Below are 22,131 nucleotides of genomic sequence, written 5' to 3' on the forward strand. Positions count from 1 at the left end.
CCAAGCTGGCTTTTTATTATACTTCAGCTGCGTTTTCTTGCAGTTTCCTTACTTCTACTTCTTTTATTTGCAATCCATCTACATCAGTCACCTTAAACTCATAACCTTCGTAAACGATACAATCGTGAAGCTCAATATCGGTTTTTTGTGTTAAAATCCAACCGCCAATCGTATCGACTTCTTCTTCTTCGATGTGAATTCCTAATAAGTCGTTTACCTCTTCAACTAGCACTTTGGCATTTAAAAGGTAATGATCGTCTGATACTTTACGAACCTCTTGAACTTCTTCGCCATCAAACTCGTCCTGGATTTCTCCAACGATTTCTTCAAGAATATCTTCAATCGTAACAAGTCCAGACGTCCCGCCATATTCATCAATTAAAGCAGCCATTTGCGTACGATTCTTCTGCATGGTTAACAGTAAATCGTGAATTGGAATTGATTCAATAACCTGGATAATTGGCTTCATATATCGCTCAACCTTCTCTTGCTTTAAGTGACTATGAATGACCACATCATTTAAAACTTCTTTTAGGTTAATTAAACCAATAATTTGATCTTTGTCACCTTCTGCTACAAACGGATAACGCGTATAGCGTTCTTCTACTGCTACTTTTAAGAACTCTTCTATTGTATCCTCATTTGATACCACAATCATTTCTGTTCTTGGCACCATAATTTCACGTGCAACGCGATTATCAAACTCAAATATGTTATTTACATACTTATATTCCGCTTGGTTAATTTCTCCACCTTCATAGCTTTCTGACAAAATAATACGAAGCTCTTCTTCACTATGAGCGATTTCATGCTCAGAAGCTGGCTTTAGCCCGAAAAGACCGACTAAAATACGTGCTGACCCGTTTAATAACCAGATGAATGGATACATTAAGCGATAAAACCAAATAAGAGCTGGCGCTAATAATAGTGTTACCGTTTCTGCTTTTTGAATAGCAACTGTTTTCGGAGCCAATTCCCCGACTACAACGTGTAGAAACGTAACAAGAGCAAAGGCAATAGCAAAGGATAATAAATGTGACAGCGTTGATGAAAAGCCAAAATCAGCAAAAATTGGATTTAAGATTTTCTCAACAGTCGGCTCACCTAACCAACCCAAGCCTAAAGCTGTAATTGTAATACCTAACTGACAGGCAGATAGATACTCGTCAAGATGTGTGGTTACCCTTTGAGCTGCAAGTGCCCCTCTTCTTCCTTCAGCAATCAGCTGATCAACCTTTGAACTACGAAGTTTTACAATGGCAAACTCAGCCGCTACGAAGAACGCGGTCAAACCAATTAAAAGCGCAACTAATATTAAATTAAGTGTAATCAATACGTTTTCTTATTCTGTCAAACGGCAGAATAAGAGAACACCTCCTGTTTTATAAAAGTATCGACTGGATTACACCTTTATGTATAAAGGTGATTCCAGGTGCATAAATGTAACTTTCAATCTCTTTTTAATGCACGCTACTTTTATTACATTAACCATACTTGCAAATCTGCTTCGTCTGCTATGTCTCCCTGCCCCATGGAATCACCCCCTTTTAAACTATCAGTTAATGGTTTTTTACTATATATATAGCAAAGATTAAGAATCATTATACATGATTTTTGGGAAACTTACAGATAAGTTCATGACGAATTTATGAACTTCATTTTAACGTTTAAATCTTTTACATTCCTGTAACAAAAGAGTTTGGGACATAACAAAATGATTGCTTCTAAAAGCCGAACAATAGCTGTTCCCATCTCTTTAGGTTAGCTGAACACGTTCGTTCCATTGCGCTTTCCACGGGGAGGAACCTGAACTACCTATGTCTCAGTCTCTTTTAATACTAAACTTTAGTTCGTGATAATGTCTCCATCTTCATCATCAATTGGATTATCAATTTCTACAGGGTCCCTCTCTAAAGAAAGCTCTTTTTTCTCTTCATCCCACTCTACTTCAAATCCTGCTCCTACTGCAGTAGTAGCAGCCGGTAAGTAGGAGTGTTTCGTTGGCTTATACATCTTCAAATCGCTCGTTTTTAAAAGCCCCAAACCAAGTAGCAGTTTATCAGCTTGTACATAAGGCTTGCCATCAATGAGCTTAAGCTGGTCATGCGTATATGGGTATTTGACATTATTCACTTTTACTGTGAACGGCCCCTCTTTTTGTTCTTGAATTGGCTTGGGCTGTTTTGCTTTATAGGAAAAGCGGTCTACTCCTAAAACCGTTCCTTCACGCGTATTATCAGCTCCACCGTACATCTTTCCAGTTTCTCGATTTAAAATAGCTGCTTGGACATTCCCAATATGCTGCGCTGTTTCTTCAAAAGCATGTCCTTTAGCCATTAGCTCTAATCGCGTATTTTGATCAATATCAGGCTCCCACCTAACAGTTGGATAAGCTGCTGAATAAATACGCGGTGTTAAAATTGCTTCTTGAATAGGCATGTCGTGATCTACAACATTCATAATTGTTTCAGCGACAGATGCAATAATTGTTGGTCCTCCTGGTGAACCAATCGCCATAAACGGCTTGCCATCTTTTCCTAAAAACGTTGGGGACATACTGCTTCGTGGTCGCTTACCTGGCTCTACTTCGTTAACTCCCCCTGGTGTTGCATCAAAGTCCGTCATTTCATTGTTAAGCATAAAGCCATACCCAGGAACCATAATACCTGACCCAAATACTTGTTCAATAGTAGTTGTATACGAAACCATATTCCCCCACTTATCTACTACTGAAAAATGGGTGGTTTGTCCGATTGGCGTTTCTTCTTTCACGACTTTTTTCTTTTCTTTCTCTCCTTCTTGATACTTCCAAGGATCTCCTTCTTTCACTTCAGGTATTGAACGATTTTTGTTAATAAGTTTACGACGTTCTTTCAGATATTCTTCGTTTAATAAGCTTTCTTTAGGTACGCTGTAAAAATCTTCGTCAGCCATATAAGCTGCGCGATCTGCGTACGCTAAGTGCATCGCTTCTGTTAAATAATGAAGGTACTGAGGAGAGTTTGCTCCCATTTTTTTAACATCATAACCTTCCATCAGCTTTAAAATTTGTAACACCGTTAATCCACCTGAGCTTGGCGGTGCTGCACTAATAACATCATAACCTCTGTATGTAGTAGCTACAGGCTCTCTTTTCTTAACTGTATAATTTTTTAAATCTTCTTCAGTCATCGTCCCTTCTTTAGCTTGTACTTCTTCAGCTAAAGCTTTCGCAATATCTCCTTCATAAAAAGCTGCAGGACCATCCTCTTGCAAAATTCTAAACGTTTTAGCAAGGTCTTTTTGTAGGAGTAAATCTCCTTCTTCAAGAGGTTCGCCATTTTGAAAGAAAATCTCGGATGCTGCTTTATTATTTTTCAACTTCGACTTATTTTCATTAATATACTGCGCCATCGACCAATTCACCTTAACGCCTTTATCCGCTTGTTTAATAGCTGGTTCAATTAGCTTTTCAAATGTCATTGTCCCATGATCTGCAAGGGCTTGTTCTAATACTTTTGCTGTACCAGGAACTCCAACTGCCTTTCCAGTTGTGTGTCTCTTGCTAAAAGGTACAGGCTTTCCTTTTTCATCTAAGAACAATTTCGATGTTACATTAGCTGGCGCCATTTCACGACCGTTAATCATTTCAATATCGTTTTCTTTCTCATCGTAAATCATCATAAATCCGCCGCCACCAATACCTGACATCATTGGCTCAACAACGTTTAAAGAAAGCTGAATAGCTACGGCTGCATCGACGGCGTTACCACCATTTTCCAACACTTCTTTCCCTACTTTAGCTGCTAAAGGGTGTGACACAGACACAAGGCCTTTCGTCGCTCCTTGCTTCATCGAGCGATTCACTCCTGGCACTTCTGCAGATCCTACTGGTGCAATAACACTAAAGACTAGCATAATAGCAAAAAAACTTTTTAACACCTTCATCTACTTCACGCTCCTTTTTAATAGGTGGAATGTATCCCTTCACATTCTATAATAAACTAAATTTTCATAATTTTTTACAAAATAAAGCAAAACAATACATTTTAACTATAAATAACAATATTTAGAAACTAATAGGTCCTAATTAACTAAAAAAGCTGCTAAAATAATTGAGCAGCCTTTCAACTCATTATGTTATATAAAAGGAGTTTTTTTTTGCTTAAGAGTCCTTATGATATAAATACATACTAACCCTACACTGATGATTACATATCCTATCCCACCAATTAATCCAAGTGTTCGACTATCTATTACTGTTAATAATAAGCCTGCTCCAAACATAGATAAACCCAGAGTTACGTTGGAAATGGTTGTAAACATACCAAATACCTTTCCTTGATGTTGTAAAGGCGTCACTCTCATAACAACTGAATCCAGACAAGCGTTGCTAATACCTGAAAAGAATGCTAGAACCAAATAAAAGCAAAACGCTAGCTGCCAGGAATAGGTGTTACTTATCATCATTAAGAAAATACCTTCTACTCCAAGAGAGACTAATCCACAAATCAACAGATATTTTCGGATTCGATTCGCCACAATAAAGCTAAGCATTAGCCCCATCCCAAGTCCTCCGTAAAACAAGCCTACCCCCCAGCTTTCTATGTTAAATTCTTGAACAGCATACACGCTAATGAGTACGTTATCAATTCCATTAAAGATAGGTACAAAAAGTTCAAAGCAAAAAACCAAAATTAAAGCTACCGAAGACGTAATAATTGAATAAACAGCAGAAATTGTAATGGATTCTGTTGGTTTCGAATTTACTTGTTGTCCACCTCTATCTACTAGTTTGTATACAATTAAACTGGCAAATAAAAAAGAACACGCATTTAATATAAACGTGACATCACTTCCTATATAAAAAGAAGCAAAGCCACCAATAAGAGAGCCACCAACTAATACAATTCCTAATAATACTTGCTCTAAACTATTAACCTGTACAATACGGTTCGAATGAATAACAGTAGGTATTAAAGCCTTTCTTGTAGGAGCATAGATAGCTTCTCCCGCTGCTAATACAAACGTACTTACATAAACAAGCCAAATCATTGAAGAATCGTTTACCCATATAAAAGCTAAAGCAAACGGAATTCGAATGAGGTCTGTAACAATTAAAATCATTGGCTTTGAAAAACGATCCGCAAGCGCTCCTCCTAAGGGGCCAAAAAAAAGAAACGGAAGAACCCTAATGCCAAGTGCTGTACCTACTGCTAGGCCAGATTCCGTATATTCTAACAGCAAAGCTAACAACGCTACTTGGCTGAAACGATCTCCTACTCCGTTCACAACCCCTGCTAAAAATAAACTTCGATATGCTTTCTCAACTTTTAATAAATAAATCATCTTTCTATCCCCTTTAACTAATTAGATAACCATCTAATTAGTTGTATGAAATAAAAGCTAGTTGATTAAACTAGCTTACATCTTACCCCATAGCTCTTTAGGGTTCATTTCATATTGATTATCTTTTCGATACATATAATGATTCATGATTAATTCACGCCTTAACGTTGCGTAATCATCATGAAACTTTTTTAAATACTCATTCAGTTCTTTTTCTTCATAAACAATTCCATACTTAAGATCACTGATAATCTTTTCAAGCACAACCATACGCTTTTTACGCTGTGCTGGTAAATTTGTCAGCTTTCCATCAGCAGTAAAAAAGGGCTTTAAAATTTTAAAACGATCATTTTCTTCCACTGTTTCAATCACCTCTTCATTTACAATCGTTAAAATAGCCGTTGCGCTTGCTTCTAGTGCTTTGACATTCAGATAAAAATAAATCGTATTTTTGTCTCTTCGTTCTTTAATGAGTCCAATATCTCGAAGCTTTGCCATGTGGTGCGTAATCGTTGGCGGTTTTAGTCCTAGCTTGCCTGCAATTGCTTGCCCGTTCAGGGGTCCTGACTTTAGTAAACTTAGAATACGAATTCGCGTCGGATCGCCCATTGTTTTATGAAAGTCCACAATACGTTTCAACTGCATATAAACACTCCTAGTTAGATATTTATCTAATTAGACTATAATCTAATTTACAGAATATTAAAAGTTATTTTTCAGAAAACACCGATCTTTTTTACAAAGAAATGGTGTATACTCTCACCATACACGGAATTTTTTTAGTCTAAGGAGAAATTTTATGCTATCTACTGTCGCTATTAAGCAAGTCACCACTACAGACGCAAAACAAGTTGTTGCTTTTTTAGTTAAAATGCGCAGTCAACTGTTTCCCATGCTGAATAAGGATGTCCTTTCTCCAGATTTAGCAAACTTTGAAATGCACTACTTACATAAAGAAAAAACAGCTTTCTTCGCTGCTTTTTCACCTACCAATGAAGTAATTGGAACCATTTGTGTTTATCCATATGACCGTCGTTTTAGTCATCTGAACGACTTTTATCCAGAAAACACAGCTGAAATTATTAAGTGTTATGTTGACGAAAAGTATCGCCGCTGTGGAATTGGTAAACAGCTCTTTCAACAAGCACTGTCTTTTAGTCAAGGGACGTATGATGTCTTAAGCTTACACACTCACCCATTCCTTCCTGGCGGCTTTGCATTTTGGCAATCAAGGGGCTTTCACACACGCTTCACTGAAAAAGATGGGGTATGGGATACGATTTTTATGGACATGAAGCTACTGCCAAGATCCTAATGGCATTATCTCCAAAATGCGGTGATGACAAATAAAAAAGTCGCTTTACACAGCGACTTTTTTATTTATTGATAAACATCTCAATCCCTGGCCCAATTGGAAGCCCAAGAAGATTCCAAATGAGAAAGAATAGAGTCCACGTAACCAAAATGACTACGCTATACGGCAGCATTAAGGAAATCAGTGAGCCAATCCCTGACCTTTTATCATAATCTTTCATTAATGCCAAGATAATTGGAAAATACGGATTTAATGGCGTAATAACATTAGTGGACGAATCGGCAATTCGGTAAGCCATTTGCACATATGCTGGATGATAATCAAGCAGCATTAACATGGGGATAAAGATAGGAGCCATTAAAGCCCACTGCGCAGACCCGCTAAAGATAAATAAATTCAATACTGCAGTCAAAAAGATGAATCCGATGATAACAGGCAGTCCTGTTAGCCCAATTCCTGTTAGTATCTCAGCTCCACTTACAGCAATCCACGTACCAATGTTCGTCCAGTTAAAGTACGCAATAAACTGAGAAGCCGCAAAAATTAAGACAATAAAGCCAGCCATATCTTTCATCGACTCTGCCATTAAGTTAGGAACATCGGAAATAGATTTTAGATTCCCTACCGTAAATCCATATGCCATTCCAATTAAAAGAAAGAAAATAAGCGTAATTGGTACAATACCATCTAAGAATGGACTTGGAATAATAGTTCCTTCATCGCTTCTTAGCAGTCCACTTTTTGGCACAGTCATCATAACAATCATTCCTATGTAAAGAAACCCTACAATACCAGCATTTCGAAGCCCTTTTGCTTCAAGGTTCGATACCTCTGACATCACGGATGCTTTATTCCCTTTGTACGTACCAAGTCTTGGCTCAATAATTTTTTCTGTTACAAGTCCACCGACAAGAACAACAAGCGCTACAGATGCCGCATTAAAAAACCAGTTATCAACGGGTGTTACCGTTGCCGTATCGCTTACCGTTTTCACTACTTCATTTGCAATTCCGGATAATAAAGCATCATTACCTGAAATGACCAAGTTAGCACTGAACCCTGCACCTACTCCCGCAAAGCCAGCTGCTAAACCAGCAAAAGGATGCCTTCCTAGCGTATAAAAAATGGTTGCCGCAAGCGGAGGAATAATGACAAACGCCGCATCTGCTGCTAAATTACCAAGCACTCCTGCAAAAACAATTGCGTATGTAATAACACTTTTAGGTGCATTTATAATAGTCTTTTTAATAAACGTTTCAATTAGTCCAACCTTATCAGCCACTCCGATACCAAGCATCATAGCTAGTACTAAACCAAGAGGCTGAAACTCTGTGAAATTGGATAGCATTGATGTAAAGATAAACTGAATCCCTTCTTTAGAAAACATATTTCGAATTGGAAGTTCTTCACCTGTTCCAGGATGAACGGTCGTTACGTCAAATACACTTACAATCCATGAAGCAACCATAATGCTCATAGCAAAAATAACAAATAATACTGCGGGGTGTGGAAGTTTATTCCCAACCCTTTCAATTGAATCTAATACCCTTAGTATAACCCCTTTTTTCTCAACTTGATTCACTTCTGGATTCATAGCTGCCTTCCCCTCTATTGATGTTTTAGAAAAATTCCCATTTAAATTCCTTTTCAAAAGGGTAACACGACAAGAAAACAGAAATCAATAAATTTTCTAAAAAATTAATCTTTTTATAAGGATTTCTTATTATCGTGCACTACTTTTTCTTTCTACTACTCGATAGAGCTACCCACTATACTAATATAGAAGAAAGAAGTGAATTCAGATGGAGGCGATTCATTGATGTATTCTCTTAAACACATCGATCACGTTCAGCTGGCTGCTCCGCCTAATAGTGAACATAGAGCTAGACGCTTTTTTCATGAGCTTCTTGGTTTTCAGGAAGTTGAAAAGCCTGTCGTACTTCAGAAAAATGGTGGTTTGTGGTTTAAGATCAACGACTGTGAACTTCACATCGGAATTGACCAATCGTTTATACCTGCCAAAAAGGCACATCCTGCTTTTACAGTTGAAAATTTATCTGCTTTGAAAGAGCATCTTGCAGCTCATCACGTTGCTTTTATACAAGATGAAAAGTTACCAAACGCTAATCGCATTTATGTACATGATCCTTTTGGTAATCGCTTGGAGTTTTTGGAGTGGTTGTAACAAAAAGAGTTTGGGACATAACAAAATGATTGCTTCTAAAAGACGAACACTCGCTGTTCCCATCTCTTTAGTTTGTCTCAACACGTTCGTTCCATTGCGCTACGGCCACTCGCTTTCCGCGGGGAGGAACCTGAGCTTCCTCGCTGCGCTGCGGGATCTCCGTTTTCCCTCTCTTTCCCGCAGGAGTCGAGTGTCCTACGCTCCATTCCACCCTGTTTCCAACATTGTTTTCACAATCAACAAAAAACCTGAACGATTAAAAGTTATGAACTCTCAATCGTTCAGGTTTATCATTGGCTGAATTACTTATGTCCCAGCCTCTTTCACTTCTATTTACTTGGTCTATTTAAGACTGTTCCTGCTCGTAGCAATACAACAATATATCCCACGATTCCTCCAATAATGGCTGGAACAACCCATCCCAATCCAACAGAATATAGCGGTAACAATTGTGTAAAAGCTGAATCAACTGCCTGAATTTTCACCCCAGCAGCACCTAGTCCATCAAATAAACTTACGATGAATGTTAAAAGTAAACTTCCTTGGTATACGACAGGATGTCCTTTAAATAAAGGATGTAAAAATGTAAGCACAATAAGTACAATGGCAAGCGGATAAATAGCCGTTAGTACTGGTACAGAAACTGCAATTAGCTGTGTTAAACCGATATTAGCAACAAGTGCACTAAAGGCAGATAGAATAACAGCAATTGCTTTATAGCTAACTTTAGGAAATAGCTGGTGAAAGAAAGTAGAACAGGCAATAATTAACCCAATGCTTGTTGTTAAGCATGCCACGGTAATCATAATACCTAAAAACACGCCTCCAAATGAGCCAAAATAATAATTTGATACGCTCGCAAACACGGCACCTCCATTATCTAAATAGCCTAGCTCAGATACGCTCGACGCTCCCATATAAGCCAGAGCCGTATAAAAGACACCTAATACTGTGGCTGTAATAAGAGTTGCCGCTCCGCATACCCCAATGATTTGCTTTCTAGTCGTAGCCCCTTTCTCACGGATAGCGTTAATAATCATAATACCGAATACAAATGAAGCTAGCGTATCCATTGTTAAGTATCCTTCTTGGAAAGCCTTTGAAGAATGAATTGGTTTCGTACGCTTCCAAAGGAGCTTTAAATTCACCAATTGGAGCTACAACTGCTACAACAACTAAAATGCCAATAGACCCAATTTTAACAGGTGTTAACACCTTTCCAATAATATCAACAATCTTACCTGGCTTAAGGGAAAAGAAGCACGCAACTCCAAAGAAAATGATGGTGAAAATTAATAGAGGTAGACCTCCTACTCCTTCTGATAAAAACGGCTTAACGCCAATTTCATAAGAAACTGTTCCCGCTCGAGGAATTGCAAAAAGTGGACCGATTGCTAAGTAAAGAACAATCGTAAACACGATCCCAAAAACAGGATGTGCTCGACTAGCTAAAGACTGCAAATCATCTTTGCCTGAAAACCCAAGAGCCATTACCCCGATTAAAGGAAGTCCTACCCCTGTAAGTAAAAAGCCAGCGTTTGCAGACCATAAATTCGTACCGGCTGATTGACCAAGCATGGCTGGAAAGATTAAATTTCCTGCTCCAAAAAATAGAGCGAATAACATAAGACCAATTACAACAATAAATGAAAATGGTATTTTATTTGACACCTAAAACCCTCCGTCTTTCTTGGCTGAAATTACTTCCTAAAAAGATTTTTCAGAATAATTTAAAAACGTTCATTAGAAGCATGTACACCATTATAACTAGTGAATATGTATATTTCAACATAACTTTTTATTTTGAGAACAAAATTCTTGACAAAACAAAAAAGACCCTATTAAAAAGGTCTTTTCCTTTTTACATAATTAGCTAATTTTATCAAGTGCATTTTCCAAGTCTTTCCATATACCTTCCCAAAATTCTAAGCCTACAGATAGGCGCAATAGCTCGTTTGATATGCCCATTTCCTTTCTGATACCTTCAGGAACAACCGCGTGCGTCATTGAAGCAGGGTGTTGAATTAAAGTTTCTGTATCACCTAAGCTAACTGCAATGGAGATTAGGCTTAATTCATTCATAAACTCCTTCACAGATTCCTCTGATCCATTCAATTCAAAAGCTAACACCCCTCCGCTCCTTTCCATTTGCTTTTCTAATCTCCCTTTTATTTCTGGATAATATACCGTTTTTACTTTTGGATGTATTTTCAGCTTTTCAACAATTTTTTCTGCATTTTCACAATGACGATCCATCCTGACAGGCAGGGTTTTTAAGCCTCTAATTAATAACCACGCATCAAAAGGCGCAAGAATGCCACCGATATCTTTTTGAACAGTCTTTCTTATACCTTGAATAAGATTTGTACTTCCAACCATTACGCCTGCCACAACGTCACCATGCCCACCAATATATTTGGTTGCGCTGTGTATAACAAGATCACATCCTAGAGCCAAGGGCTTTTGCAAATACGGCGTTAAAAATGTATTATCCACAATGACTGGAACTCCATGCTCTTTTGCTACTGCCACTACAAGAGGTAAATTAATGACGTGCATAGTAGGATTAACCGGTGTCTCAATATAAATGCATGCAGTTTTATCAGTAATGCTAGCTCTTATTTCTTCTACTGTTAGAAACGTTGAAAAAGAATGTGTAATGCTATATTTCTCATTTAATAGCTCCAATAAACCAAACGTACAGCCGTAGAGACCTTTTGAACAAAGAATATGATCTCCAGCCTTTGTTAAACCAATTAAAGCTGCAGATACAGCAGCCATTCCCGAACCAAATGCTAGCGCTTCTTCGCCTTCTTCTAGCTCTGCCATTCGACTTTCAAATTCTGCTACGGTGGGGTTTGATAACCTTGAGTAAACATATCCACTCTCTTCTCCTGCAAAACGTCGTGCTCCTTGGTCTAAGCTTGAAAACGTAAAAGTAGATGTTTGATAAAGCGGTGTAACAAGGCTGTCGTGATGCATGCTTGATTTATACGTTCCGTGAACCGCTTTTGTTTCAAACCTATATTTCTCTGTATTCGTCATTCCCTTCATCCCCTTAAAATTTTGTAAGCGCTTACTTATAAAATTATATGAAATTCTCTAGTAGTTTGTCACGGTACAATTACACGATAAAAAAGATGGCTACTATATCTGCAGCCACCTTCTATGCTTGTAACATTTGCTTTACTAGCTCTCTATTGCGTTTTTTAAACACTTCATTATGAGAAGAGACCATTGCAACTTTATTAGCATTAGGCTCAATAAACAGCTTTGCTCGATTTACGGCATTTGCTGCATCTTGAAACGCACCAGCAATTAGGTTTACTTTGCCTTCATGCTGCAGAATATCACCTGCTGCGTATAAGCCGGGCACAGTTGTTTCACTTGACGAGTTTCCCGCAATATAATAATCATGAATCATTTCAATTGAAAGCTCACTTTTTTGAAGTAATGATGTGTCTCGCTCATATCCATGGTTGATGATTACTTCGTCAATTGGTAGATATGTAATATCTCCAGTTAAATGGTTAGTAAGCTCTACTTTAGCAATTTTTTCACTGTTCCCATCAGCTATTAATTTACTAATTGACGTATTTAACATGCAAGTTGCAGAGCTATTTATTAGCTGCGTCACCTGTGACTCATGACCAGATAGACAGTCTTTTCGATATGTTAAATACACTTTTTTTGCAACAGGCTCTAATTCATTAGCCCAGTCGATGGCTGAATTGCCTCCTCCCGAAACAATTACGACTTTATCTTTAAAGCGTTGCAGTGACTTTACAGTATAATTTAAATTTGAAATCTCAAAGCGCTCTGCTCCTTCAATTTCTAGCTTTTGTGGATTCAAAATCCCTCCGCCTACCGCTATGATTACTGTTTTAGATCGATGTATTTCGCCCGAAGAACCCGTTAATAAAAAGTGTCCTTCATTATTTCGAGAAATAGATTCAATTTTCTCGTTTAATACAACTGTTGGATCAAACGTTAATCCTTGAGCTACAAGCTGCTCAATTAATTGAGCTCCAGGAGTCGGAGTTAAGCCCCCCACGTCCCATATCATTTTCTCGGGATAAACGTGCACTTTCCCCCCTAAACGAGGCTGAAATTCAATTAGTTTCGTTTTCATTTCACGAAGTCCGCTGTAAAAGGTCGAATATAGCCCTGCTGGTCCGCCACCAATTACGGTTACATCATAAAGCTCTGAATTTTTCACGATTCGCTCACTCCTAGTAATCATCATTGATTATCATTCTCATTTAAATATACATCTTTTTAATCAAATTGACAAACAAAAATAATGATTGACAGAATTCAAACAGACTATTATAGTAAAAATGAATCAGAAATGATAATCATTATCACCAATTCTAATTAACACTTTTGAACAGGAGGTTTCGCCATGGTTCGCCTACATACAGAAGATCTTAACATTGGATATGGTGAACGGGTAATCGTAAAAGATTTGAGTGTTCAAATTCCTGATAAAAAAATAACAACCATTATTGGTTCAAACGGCTGTGGAAAATCAACGTTGCTAAAAGCTATTACACGCTTGATTTCTCATCAGTCCGGCACTGTATTATTGGACGGTTCTAGTATTGCAAAAGAAAACACCAAGGAACTTGCAAAGAAAATAGCAATCCTTCCTCAGTCCCCTGAAAGCGCAAACGGACTCACCGTAGGAGAGCTTGTATCTTATGGACGTTTTCCTTATCAAAAAGGATTTGGTCGCTTAACAAAAAAAGATTATGAAGTTATTGACTGGGCACTTGAAGTAACAGGAACAATAGACTATAAGTACCGTCCTGTTGATGCCTTATCGGGCGGTCAGCGACAGCGCGTGTGGATTGCAATGGCCCTAGCTCAAGAAACAGATATTATCTTTTTAGACGAGCCCACTACTTACCTGGATATGGCTCATCAGCTTGAAGTACTTGAGCTGTTACAAAAGCTTAACGAAGAGCAAGATCGCACTGTTATTATGGTTCTTCACGACTTAAATCAAGCCGCCCGCTTTGCAGATTATATTATCGCAATGAAAGATGGCGAAATTATAAAAGCCGGTACCTGTGAAGAAGTCATGCAGCAAGACATTTTAAAAGAGGTCTTCCAGATCGATGCTGAAATTGGACTCGATCCTAGAACAAACAAACCGATGTGTATTACATATAATTTATTATAGAAGGAGACTAACAACATGAAAAAATTATTACTTCCCTTTGTGCTCTTACTACTGCTCATTATTAGTGCTTGCGGTAACTCAAACGAAAGTCAAGGTAATGAAGCAAAAGATAAAAAATCAGATACTGTTACATATGAATCTGAAAATGGACCAATTGAAGTTCCTGCTGATCCTAAGCGCGTAGTTGTTCTTGCTTCATTTGTCGGAAACGTTTTAGCTTTAGATACAAACGTAGTTGGCGTAGATTCATGGTCAAAAGACAACCCTCGCTTCAAAGACCAGCTAAAAGATGCGGAAGTTGTAACAGAAGACGACTTAGAAAAAATCATTGAATTAAACCCAGATTTAATCATTGGTTTATCGACAACAAAAAACATTGATAAACTACAAGAAATTGCTCCAACCGTTACGTATACATACGGTAAAGTAGATTATTTAACTCAGCACTTAGAAATTGGTAAAGCTTTAAACAAAGAAAAAGAAACACAAGCATGGATTGATGAATTCAAAGCTGATGCAAAAGTAGCTGGTGAAGACATCAAAGCAAAAATTGGTGAAGATGCAACCGTTTCAGTTATTGAAAACTTTGACAAACAACTCTATGTATTTGGTGACAATTGGGCACGTGGTACAGAAATTTTATATCAAGAGATGAAATTAAAAATGCCTGAAAAAGTAAAAGAAATGGCATTAAAAGATGGCTATTATGCAATTTCACCAGAGGTTCTTTCTGAGTATGCCGGTGACTACGTAATCTTCAGTAAAAATACAGATGGAGATACGTCATTCCAAGAAACGGATACGTACAAAAACATTCCTGCTGTAAAGAACAAGCAACTGTTTGAAGCAAATGCAAAAGAGTTTTATTTTAATGATCCAATTTCATTAGAATATCAATTAGACTTCTTTAAAGAGAAATTTTTACAGCAGTAATCCAATCATAAAAAGGAATTCTTATTTTAAGAATTCCTTTTGCTTTATTCTATAAAAGAAAAGATGAGAGGCTCATGACAACGAACAAAACACCATTTATTCCTTTTACACTTAAACTTATTCTTGGATTTTTAATCTTTATTGGAATGTTCATTATTTCAATGGTTTTTGGGGCAGCTAACATTTCTATAAAAGATGTTTGGTTAGCGCTTACCTCAACTAGTACAAATAATCAAATCTTAATTATTCGCGAACTTCGCCTTCCTCGAGAAGTAGCAGCTATTTTTGTAGGTATCGCTCTTTCAGTATCAGGTGGTATCATGCAAGGGATGACAAGGAATCCACTAGCAGACCCTGGTTTACTCGGATTAACAGCTGGTGCTAAAGCTGCTCTTGCTCTGACAATTGCTCTCATTCCATCTGCCAACTATTTTTGGATTATGATTGCATGCTTTATTGGAGCTGGTGTTGGCGCTGGGCTAGTATTTGGCATTGGCTCTCTAAAAAGAGGAGGTTTTTCCCCTCTCCGCATTGTATTAGCTGGTGCCGCAGTTTCTACTTTTCTATATGCAATCGCCGATGCCGTTGGCATTTACTTTAACATTTCAAAAGATGTGTCTATGTGGACTTCTGGAGGACTTACTTTAACATCTTGGAAACAATTATCCATTGTGATTCCATTTATTATAGTAGGCACATTGATTGCACTTACTCTTGCTAGACAGCTGACCATTCTTAGTTTAAGTGATGAGGTAGCAACGGGATTAGGACAGCATACGACTAAGGTTAAAGTTATTTTGTTTGGAGTCATTGTGTTATTGGCGGGTGCATCGGTTGCTTTAGCCGGTAACCTTGTCTTTATTGGTCTGATGATTCCTCATATCGTAAGAGCGATTGTCGGAACGGATTACCGATTTATCATCCCAATGTCTGTACTTATCGGGTCATCGTTTATGTTGTTTGCGGATACGTTAGCACGCACAATTAACGCTCCGTACGAAACATCCATTATTGCAGTTGTAGCAATGATTGGCCTCCCTTTCTTTTTGTTTATTATTAAAAAAGGAGGTCACACAATCCGATGATTCATCCTACACTACGAAAAAAACAGCTATTTATTTTGCTTTTACTAACAGTTCTTATTTTGCTGACAATTACTGTTAGCATGGGATTAGGCTATGCGTCTTTATCCTTTGACCGCTTGCTTCCGACTCTATTTGGACAAGGAACGTTTAAAGAAGAATTTATCTTATTTTCAATCCGTCTGCCTCGTATCGTTATTACATTACTAGCTGGTATGGCTCTTGCTTTATCAGGAGCTATTTTACAGAGCATTACCCGAAATGATTTAGCAGAACCAGGCATTATTGGAATTAACTCAGGTGCTGGAGTAGGAGTCGCGGTATTTTTCTTATTCTTCCCAATTGACCCTGGCTCATTTGTGTATATGATTCCCTTTGTTGGATTTATTGGAGCCATTATAACTGCAGCCTTGATTTACACGTTTGCCTATGAAAGAAATATAGGCCTCGCCCCTACTAAGTTAGTACTAACTGGGGTTGGGTTTTCCATGGCTCTATCCGGAGTCATGATTGTCTTAATCTCTTCTGCTGAACGTCAAAAGGTGGACTTTATTGCAAAATGGTTAGCCGGAAACATTTGGGGTTCAGACTGGCCGTTTGTTTTAACTCTTTTACCTTGGCTAATGGTATTAATTCCTTTTGTTTTATACAAAGCTAATAGACTTAATATTTTATCGCTCAATGAGCATACGGCTATCGGTGTTGGAATCTCCATTGAAAAAGAACGAATCACACTGTTACTTGCTGCTGTAGCCCTTGCAGCTTCTGCCGTATCTGTAAGCGGTGGAATTGCATTTATTGGATTAATTGCTCCTCACCTTGCAAAAAGCCTTGTAGGACCAAGAAACCAGCTATTTATTCCCGTAGCTATTTTAATGGGTGGCTTTTTCCTTTTAATAGCTGATACAATCGGACGTAACTTAATGACTTCTGAAGGAGTTCCGGCCGGAATTATTGTTGCGTTAATTGGTGCTCCCTATTTCATTTATCTACTTCTGAAAAAATAAAAGACTTCCAATTGGGAGTCTTTTTTATTTTAGGCTGATATTTTATTGAGTTTTAGAAAAGCTAAAAGTGTAATCGAAAGGCGGTGATTCTATTGTCTAAGAAAAAGCTAACTCCTTCACAAGAAGTGGATCAATCAAAGCTAGTTGATGACAAAGCAGCTAAGCTTAGAAAGAACGGAAATGAAGCGGAGCATGCTCACCAAAAAACGCTTGGTGGCGCACAAGGAGAATAATAACTATTGACTATCGAATAGCTGCCAAACGGCAGCTATTTTATTCATTAATGACTTTGACGTTCATCTGCAGCTTTTGCACGTTCTTGAGCTTTTAAATCAGCTTGATCAAGCTCACTTGAAAACTCTTCGTATACACCATCAGAATGACCTGGTTTTTTAACAATTTGAGACGAAAAATATTTCGCTTTTTCCGCTTCTACACGACTTTTTTGATTCATCATTTACCCCTCCATTTTCAATGAATCAACAAAAGGCGCTGTGCGCGCCTTTTGCATAGAGAATAGCATCCTTACCAACGATGCGCTTTCGCATTACTTCGCAAAATAATGTTTGTTTGTGACATTTGAGTATGTCCATTTACCTGCGATTTCGAGCGCTTAGGTCTTGTCCAGTTGTGGCTAAAAAGTTCTGAGTGCGGATCTAATTGATCTTTATAACTCATTCTTATCACCTCAAAGTTAGGATACTTACCTTTAACGAGAAAGCCTCGCTTGGCATCTCACTTATTAGCATGGCTAAATGCATACAAAGCATGCTAGCAGTTTTCTCCATCCTTTTTTCACTGTTAAAAACAGATGAAATTTGTTAATAATAAAAAGAACAACTAATGACGGAATTCCCTTGGCATGATAAGATATTAAGGCATTACTTTAAAGTAAAATGAATGAAGATATGGATGTGATGAAACTGCGAGTTAATAAATTCATTAGCGAATCTGGAAAAGCTTCCAGACGCGGTGCAGATAAATTAATTAGCGAAGGTCGCGTAACCATTAATGGTAAGAAAGCAAAAATTGGTGACCAAGTATATCCTGGCGATGACGTTCGAGTAAGCGGAGAGCAGCTTCGTATCGCTCGTAACAACGTATATATTGCTTTAAATAAGCCAGTTGGCATTACAAGTACAAGTGAGAAGAAAGTAAAGGGAAACATCATTGACCTTGTCAATCATCCGTTACGTATTCACCACGTAGGACGATTGGATAAAGATTCAGACGGCCTTATTCTTTTAACAAATGATAATGACATTATAAACGAAATTCTACGTGCAGAAAATCAGCATGAAAAAGAGTATGTGGTATCTGTGGACAAGCCTATCACTCCAGAATTTGTTAAAAACATGTCAGAGGGTGTACATATTTTAGGAACAAAAACACTGCCGTGTAAAGTAACGCAGCTGTCGAAATACGAATTTCAAATCATTTTAACCCAAGGGCTTAACCGTCAAATTCGTCGTATGTGTGAAGTCCTAGGTTACCAGGTATTACGCCTACAGCGTACACGTATTATGAATATCCACTTAAATAATTTACCTGTTGGTCAGTGGCGTGATTTAACAAAAAAAGAGCGTAACCAGCTGTTTAAAGAATTAAACTATGAACCAAAAGAGTGGTAATTAGCAGAGAAATTCTCTGCTTTTTTTATGCCCTCGACGGGATTCGAACCCGCACTCCTTTCGTAAGCTTAGGTTCGGGGGAACACGCTTCCCTACGGAGTTTCACCAACGGGAATTTCACCCGTTTCAGCTTATTTTGCTTTTCGGTGCTTCTGAAACCCTTACCTTGCGACCCGGTGGCTACAATGTTTTCCGGCGCTCTTCCCTTCTGAGCTACGAGGGCGTTTATCTTAAGAATACTGTCTCTACCTTACTTTATCAATTTATATAGAAGAGGTGTACCAATGGCTGAGCAAAGAAATATCTACAATAAACATTTTGTTAACAAGCTGGCCCATTCGATAAAAGCAGCTTATTCTTCATTTTCAAAAGATGCTTTTGTATCAAGTGTCTTTCATAAAGAGTGGGACAATCGATCATTAAAAGACAGAATGAGGCACATTACTATAATGCTACATAAGCATTTAGCATTAGATTATCACGGAGCACTTGCTGTTTTATATAAAGTCGCCCCTGAATTTAAGGGACAGCTTGCTGGAATTACTTTTCCAGACTATGTAGAACAATATGGTTTGAACGAATGGGAAATGTCTATGGATGCGCTTGCTTTTTTCACGACCTACTCTACTTCAGAGTTTGCGGTTCGACCTTTTTTACTCAAAGATCAAAAACGCATGATGGAACAATTTTTAACATGGTCTACTCATGAAAATGAACACGTTCGCCGCCTTGCCAGTGAAGGCTGTCGTCCTCGCCTTCCTTGGGGAATATCTATTCCATCATTTAAACAAAACCCAAGGCCGGTGTTTCCCGTGTTAAATAACTTACTTCAAGATTCATCTTTGTATGTACGTAAAAGCGTCGCAAATAATTTAAATGATATTTCTAAAACGCATTCTGATCTTCTTTTAACTTTTACTGAGGCTAACCTTAATAAGCACCCACACACAGATTGGATTTTAAAACATGCATGTCGCACGCTATTGAAAAATGGCCATCCAAAAGTTCTACAGCTTTTTGGCTTTGACCAGAATCACCAAGTGACAATCTCAAATTTCCAACTTTCAGCTCCCGAAACAGCAATTGGAGACTCTTTAACTTTTCAATTTGATCTATATGGCGAAACAGAAGAGAAAATTCGTATTGAATATGCAGTAGATTATGTAAAATCACGGGGTAATCGCACAAGAAAAGTGTTTAAGCTAGCAGAGTTTCAAGTCAAAAAGCATTTATCTAAACACTATGAAAGAAAGCTTTCCTTTAAAAATCTATCTACGCGCACACACTATAGCGGGGTACACACCTTAACGATACTCATAAATGGTATTGAGATGAAATCTCTTGATTTTCATCTACAATAAAGAGTTTGGGACATAACAAAATGATGGCTTCTAAAAGACGAACACTAGCTGTTCCCATCTCTTTCCCGCAGGAGTCGAGTGCCCTACGCTCCATTCCACCCTGTTTCCAACATTGTTTTCACAATCATCCAAAAAACCTGAACGATTAAAAGTTATGAACTCTCAATCGTTCAGGTATAGTAAAGGCTGAACTACTTATGTCTCAGTCTCTTTCTTTTATTCTCCGCCTTCATAAACAAGCCAGTTTGAATCTGTAATTTGGGCGGATAAATTAATAATTCTATTTTTCACTCGACTTGCTTCAGCTCCTTGTAAAGGCGCTGGCTGATAGTTATTTCTTGAAGCTACTGATGAAATGCTAAATGGAATAACCTGAATTTCTTTTTTATCTGTTAGCTCTTCACCTTTCAAATGAAACGTTTGCTGAAAAACAAACGTATCTTTATCACTTGGATTGCGATTTCCACCAAACATAAAGTTTCCTAGACTATATACAATGAACTTCCCTTTATACTCTTCAATGCCTTGAACAACATGTGGATGATGTCCTAGAATTAAGTCTGCACCGTTATCGATCGTGTAGCGAGCTAGCTCTTGCTGAGTTTGTGTTGGCACAGGACTTTTTTCAATACCCCAATGGTAATGTACAATAACAATCTCTGAACCTTCTTTGCGTAAACGCTTTATGCCAGCCTTGACTTCTTTTTTGGCTGTTTCCACATTTGAATCCCAACCTTCATACCCAAGTGCACCAATCTTAACACCCTTAACCTCTGTTATGTACTCGTTATCATAACCAAAGTAACCGATATCATTTTCATCTAATGTTTTCATCGTATCCTCATACCCTTGATCTAGATAATCAAAAATATGATTATTTGCCAAGTTCACAGCTTCAATATTTCCTAACTTTAAGATATTAACGTAGGAAGGGTCCCCTTTAAAACGAAAGGTTTTTGCTGCTTTTTGCGTCGAGTTAGTTAACGTTGTTTCAAGATTAACGGTCGTAAAGTCATCGTTTTCAAATAAATCTTTAATATGTTCTACAAAGTAAGGTAGGCCATTTTTATCTGCTTCATGCGGAAACGACTGTTGATATGGAAAGCTTTCGTCTGTACCAATTGTAAAGTCTCCCGCTGCGCTAATTTTAATCGTTGTTTCTTTTTCATTCTTGAGGGCCGCTGCTTTTTTCTCTTTAGCTTCTTCCTTTTTAGGTTGTTCTTTTTCCGTTGAAGCAACGTTGTTACTTGCAGGTTCTGAACGATCCATATTGGCAACGACAAAATAGCCAATGAGAATCAAAGTTAGAATAGTAAAAATCCCTCTTTTTTTCATCCGCCGGTATTTCTGTTTTCTCCCTGTTCTTTCCTCCATCTGACCGATTCCCCTTTATACCATATTCCCCAAAAATCTATCATTTTTTTACAAAAAATGAATCTTTCTACCAACAGGATACTATAACCTTTTAGAAAAAACTAGGAATATATCAAAAAATCTAAATAAATGACTTTTTCAGATAAACTGTTTCTAAAAATTGATAGTTTCTCAATTGAAAACCATCTATGCATTATTTGTTATATATATAAATAATTATTTTAAATTCTTTTTCAAACGAAAGGGTCTGTTTTATCCCATTACGCTATACTAGAAAAATGAAAGGAGGATGTAAAATATGCCAAGAATTGAACTTTCTAGGGTTGGATTCACGCCTTTTCAACGGCTATTAGGTCACAATGTAGATATTATGAATAAATGGTGTGATTTAGGTGATGAGTTAGAAAGAACTCTTAGTCTATCAGCACAGCTAAAGGAAGAAGTAAGGCGCGTATTAGCTGAAAAAAATGGCTGCGCTTATTGTAAAGCAAAAGGTGCGCCAAATCGGAAACAACAAGATGAGAAAACCATGCTGGCGATTGCCTTTGCAGACGTTTTTTTAAAAGAAAAAGGAAGCGTTCCAGATACTGTCTTTGCCGTTTTAAAAGAGGCCTTTAGCGATAAGGAGATTAGCGAGCTTTGTGCTTTTATTTGTTTCACAACCGCTTCTCAATATTATGGAGCTATGCTAGACTTACAGCCATAAAAACTAACAGAGGTTGCATAA

Annotated in this window: 21 protein-coding genes and 1 pseudogene; 10 read left to right on the plus strand and 12 right to left on the minus strand. The window is 37.7% G+C overall.

Going from position 1 to position 22,131, the window contains the following annotated elements:
* Positions 1-16 precede the first annotated feature (16 nt).
* The 4 genes from AC1UFB_RS12995 to AC1UFB_RS13010 all read right to left on the minus strand — a co-directional run bounded on the left by AC1UFB_RS12995 (position 17) and on the right by AC1UFB_RS13010 (position 5,973).
* Positions 17-1,333 (minus strand): hemolysin family protein, encoded by a 1,317-nt coding sequence (locus AC1UFB_RS12995; RefSeq protein WP_061786349.1) that lies wholly within the window; start codon positions 1,331-1,333, stop codon positions 17-19.
* Positions 1,334-1,845: 512 nt separating this feature from the next.
* On the minus strand, positions 1,846-3,927 hold the full coding sequence (ggt, locus tag AC1UFB_RS13000) for a gamma-glutamyltransferase (protein WP_482589381.1): 2,082 nt from the start codon (positions 3,925-3,927) through the stop codon (positions 1,846-1,848).
* Positions 3,928-4,119: 192 nt separating this feature from the next.
* Positions 4,120-5,328: an MFS transporter gene (locus AC1UFB_RS13005; RefSeq protein ID WP_061785961.1), complete on the minus strand. Its 1,209-nt coding sequence runs from the start codon at positions 5,326-5,328 to the stop codon at positions 4,120-4,122.
* 75 nt (positions 5,329-5,403) lie between these two features.
* Positions 5,404-5,973 (minus strand): DUF2087 domain-containing protein, encoded by a 570-nt coding sequence (locus AC1UFB_RS13010; RefSeq protein WP_025910893.1) that lies wholly within the window; start codon positions 5,971-5,973, stop codon positions 5,404-5,406.
* Between the two features lie 154 nt (positions 5,974-6,127).
* Here AC1UFB_RS13010 and AC1UFB_RS13015 point away from each other — a divergent pair, with 154 nt between their 5' ends.
* Entirely contained in the window at positions 6,128-6,643 is a 516-nt protein-coding gene (locus AC1UFB_RS13015; RefSeq protein WP_328101115.1) for a GNAT family N-acetyltransferase, read from the plus strand.
* Positions 6,644-6,704: 61 nt separating this feature from the next.
* On the opposite strand, the gene AC1UFB_RS13020 is transcribed toward AC1UFB_RS13015, so the two are convergent.
* The gene (locus AC1UFB_RS13020) at positions 6,705-8,237 is read right to left on the minus strand and encodes an AbgT family transporter (protein WP_100347111.1); all 1,533 of its coding nucleotides are present in this window, start codon (positions 8,235-8,237) and stop codon (positions 6,705-6,707) included.
* Between the two features lie 222 nt (positions 8,238-8,459).
* Here AC1UFB_RS13020 and AC1UFB_RS13025 point away from each other — a divergent pair, with 222 nt between their 5' ends.
* Positions 8,460-8,828, plus strand: coding sequence for a VOC family protein (locus AC1UFB_RS13025; RefSeq protein WP_482589382.1), 369 nt, complete (start codon positions 8,460-8,462; stop codon positions 8,826-8,828).
* 67 nt (positions 8,829-8,895) lie between these two features.
* On the opposite strand, the gene AC1UFB_RS13030 is transcribed toward AC1UFB_RS13025, so the two are convergent.
* The 4 genes and pseudogenes from AC1UFB_RS13030 to AC1UFB_RS13045 all read right to left on the minus strand — a co-directional run bounded on the left by AC1UFB_RS13030 (position 8,896) and on the right by AC1UFB_RS13045 (position 13,047).
* Positions 8,896-9,039, minus strand: a complete 144-nt coding sequence (locus AC1UFB_RS13030) for a hypothetical protein (protein WP_156413441.1) — start codon at positions 9,037-9,039, stop codon at positions 8,896-8,898.
* Positions 9,040-9,157: 118 nt separating this feature from the next.
* A pseudogene (brnQ, locus tag AC1UFB_RS13035) lies at positions 9,158-10,499 on the minus strand (branched-chain amino acid transport system II carrier protein).
* 198 nt (positions 10,500-10,697) lie between these two features.
* Entirely contained in the window at positions 10,698-11,873 is a 1,176-nt protein-coding gene (megL, locus tag AC1UFB_RS13040) for a methionine gamma-lyase (RefSeq protein ID WP_482589383.1), read from the minus strand.
* Between the two features lie 121 nt (positions 11,874-11,994).
* Positions 11,995-13,047, minus strand: a complete 1,053-nt coding sequence (locus AC1UFB_RS13045; protein ID WP_025910884.1) for an NAD(P)/FAD-dependent oxidoreductase — start codon at positions 13,045-13,047, stop codon at positions 11,995-11,997.
* A 186-nt stretch (positions 13,048-13,233) separates the two neighbouring features.
* On the opposite strand from AC1UFB_RS13045, the gene AC1UFB_RS13050 reads away from it, so the two are divergent.
* The 5 genes from AC1UFB_RS13050 to AC1UFB_RS13070 all read left to right on the plus strand — a co-directional run bounded on the left by AC1UFB_RS13050 (position 13,234) and on the right by AC1UFB_RS13070 (position 17,271).
* Positions 13,234-14,016, plus strand: coding sequence for an ABC transporter ATP-binding protein (locus AC1UFB_RS13050; RefSeq protein WP_100347108.1), 783 nt, complete (start codon positions 13,234-13,236; stop codon positions 14,014-14,016).
* 15 nt (positions 14,017-14,031) lie between these two features.
* Positions 14,032-14,949, plus strand: coding sequence for an iron-hydroxamate ABC transporter substrate-binding protein (locus tag AC1UFB_RS13055; RefSeq protein WP_061785954.1), 918 nt, complete (start codon positions 14,032-14,034; stop codon positions 14,947-14,949).
* A gap of 74 nt (positions 14,950-15,023) precedes the next feature.
* Positions 15,024-16,034: a FecCD family ABC transporter permease gene (locus AC1UFB_RS13060; RefSeq protein WP_482589384.1), complete on the plus strand. Its 1,011-nt coding sequence runs from the start codon at positions 15,024-15,026 to the stop codon at positions 16,032-16,034.
* Positions 16,031-17,038, plus strand: coding sequence for a FecCD family ABC transporter permease (locus AC1UFB_RS13065; RefSeq protein WP_482589385.1), 1,008 nt, complete (start codon positions 16,031-16,033; stop codon positions 17,036-17,038). The genes AC1UFB_RS13060 and AC1UFB_RS13065 overlap by 4 nt, the downstream gene beginning before the upstream one ends.
* Before the next feature lie 92 nt (positions 17,039-17,130).
* Positions 17,131-17,271 (plus strand): hypothetical protein, encoded by a 141-nt coding sequence (locus AC1UFB_RS13070; protein ID WP_167556118.1) that lies wholly within the window; start codon positions 17,131-17,133, stop codon positions 17,269-17,271.
* A gap of 47 nt (positions 17,272-17,318) precedes the next feature.
* On the opposite strand, the gene AC1UFB_RS13075 is transcribed toward AC1UFB_RS13070, so the two are convergent.
* Both AC1UFB_RS13075 and AC1UFB_RS13080 read right to left on the minus strand, forming a co-directional pair.
* Complete coding sequence (locus AC1UFB_RS13075; protein WP_100347106.1) at positions 17,319-17,492, minus strand: YfhD family protein; 174 nt, start codon at positions 17,490-17,492, stop codon at positions 17,319-17,321.
* A gap of 71 nt (positions 17,493-17,563) precedes the next feature.
* Positions 17,564-17,716, minus strand: a complete 153-nt coding sequence (locus AC1UFB_RS13080; RefSeq protein ID WP_078989514.1) for a YpzG family protein — start codon at positions 17,714-17,716, stop codon at positions 17,564-17,566.
* A 245-nt stretch (positions 17,717-17,961) separates the two neighbouring features.
* Here AC1UFB_RS13080 and rluF point away from each other — a divergent pair, with 245 nt between their 5' ends.
* The gene (rluF, locus tag AC1UFB_RS13085; protein WP_035321142.1) at positions 17,962-18,669 is read left to right on the plus strand and encodes a 23S rRNA pseudouridine(2604) synthase RluF; all 708 of its coding nucleotides are present in this window, start codon (positions 17,962-17,964) and stop codon (positions 18,667-18,669) included.
* 284 nt (positions 18,670-18,953) lie between these two features.
* On the plus strand, positions 18,954-20,030 hold the full coding sequence (locus AC1UFB_RS13090) for a DNA alkylation repair protein (RefSeq protein ID WP_328101117.1): 1,077 nt from the start codon (positions 18,954-18,956) through the stop codon (positions 20,028-20,030).
* A gap of 216 nt (positions 20,031-20,246) precedes the next feature.
* Here AC1UFB_RS13090 and AC1UFB_RS13095 read toward each other — a convergent pair whose 3' ends face one another.
* A complete protein-coding gene (locus AC1UFB_RS13095; RefSeq protein WP_482589386.1) occupies positions 20,247-21,404 on the minus strand; it encodes a CapA family protein in 1,158 nt (385 codons plus the stop codon).
* Between the two features lie 298 nt (positions 21,405-21,702).
* Between AC1UFB_RS13095 and AC1UFB_RS13100 the strand changes: the two genes are divergently transcribed.
* A complete protein-coding gene (locus tag AC1UFB_RS13100) occupies positions 21,703-22,110 on the plus strand; it encodes a carboxymuconolactone decarboxylase family protein (RefSeq protein ID WP_035321122.1) in 408 nt (135 codons plus the stop codon).
* Positions 22,111-22,131 lie beyond the last annotated feature (21 nt).

The organism is Priestia sp. KCTC 13724, from assembly GCF_056820425.1.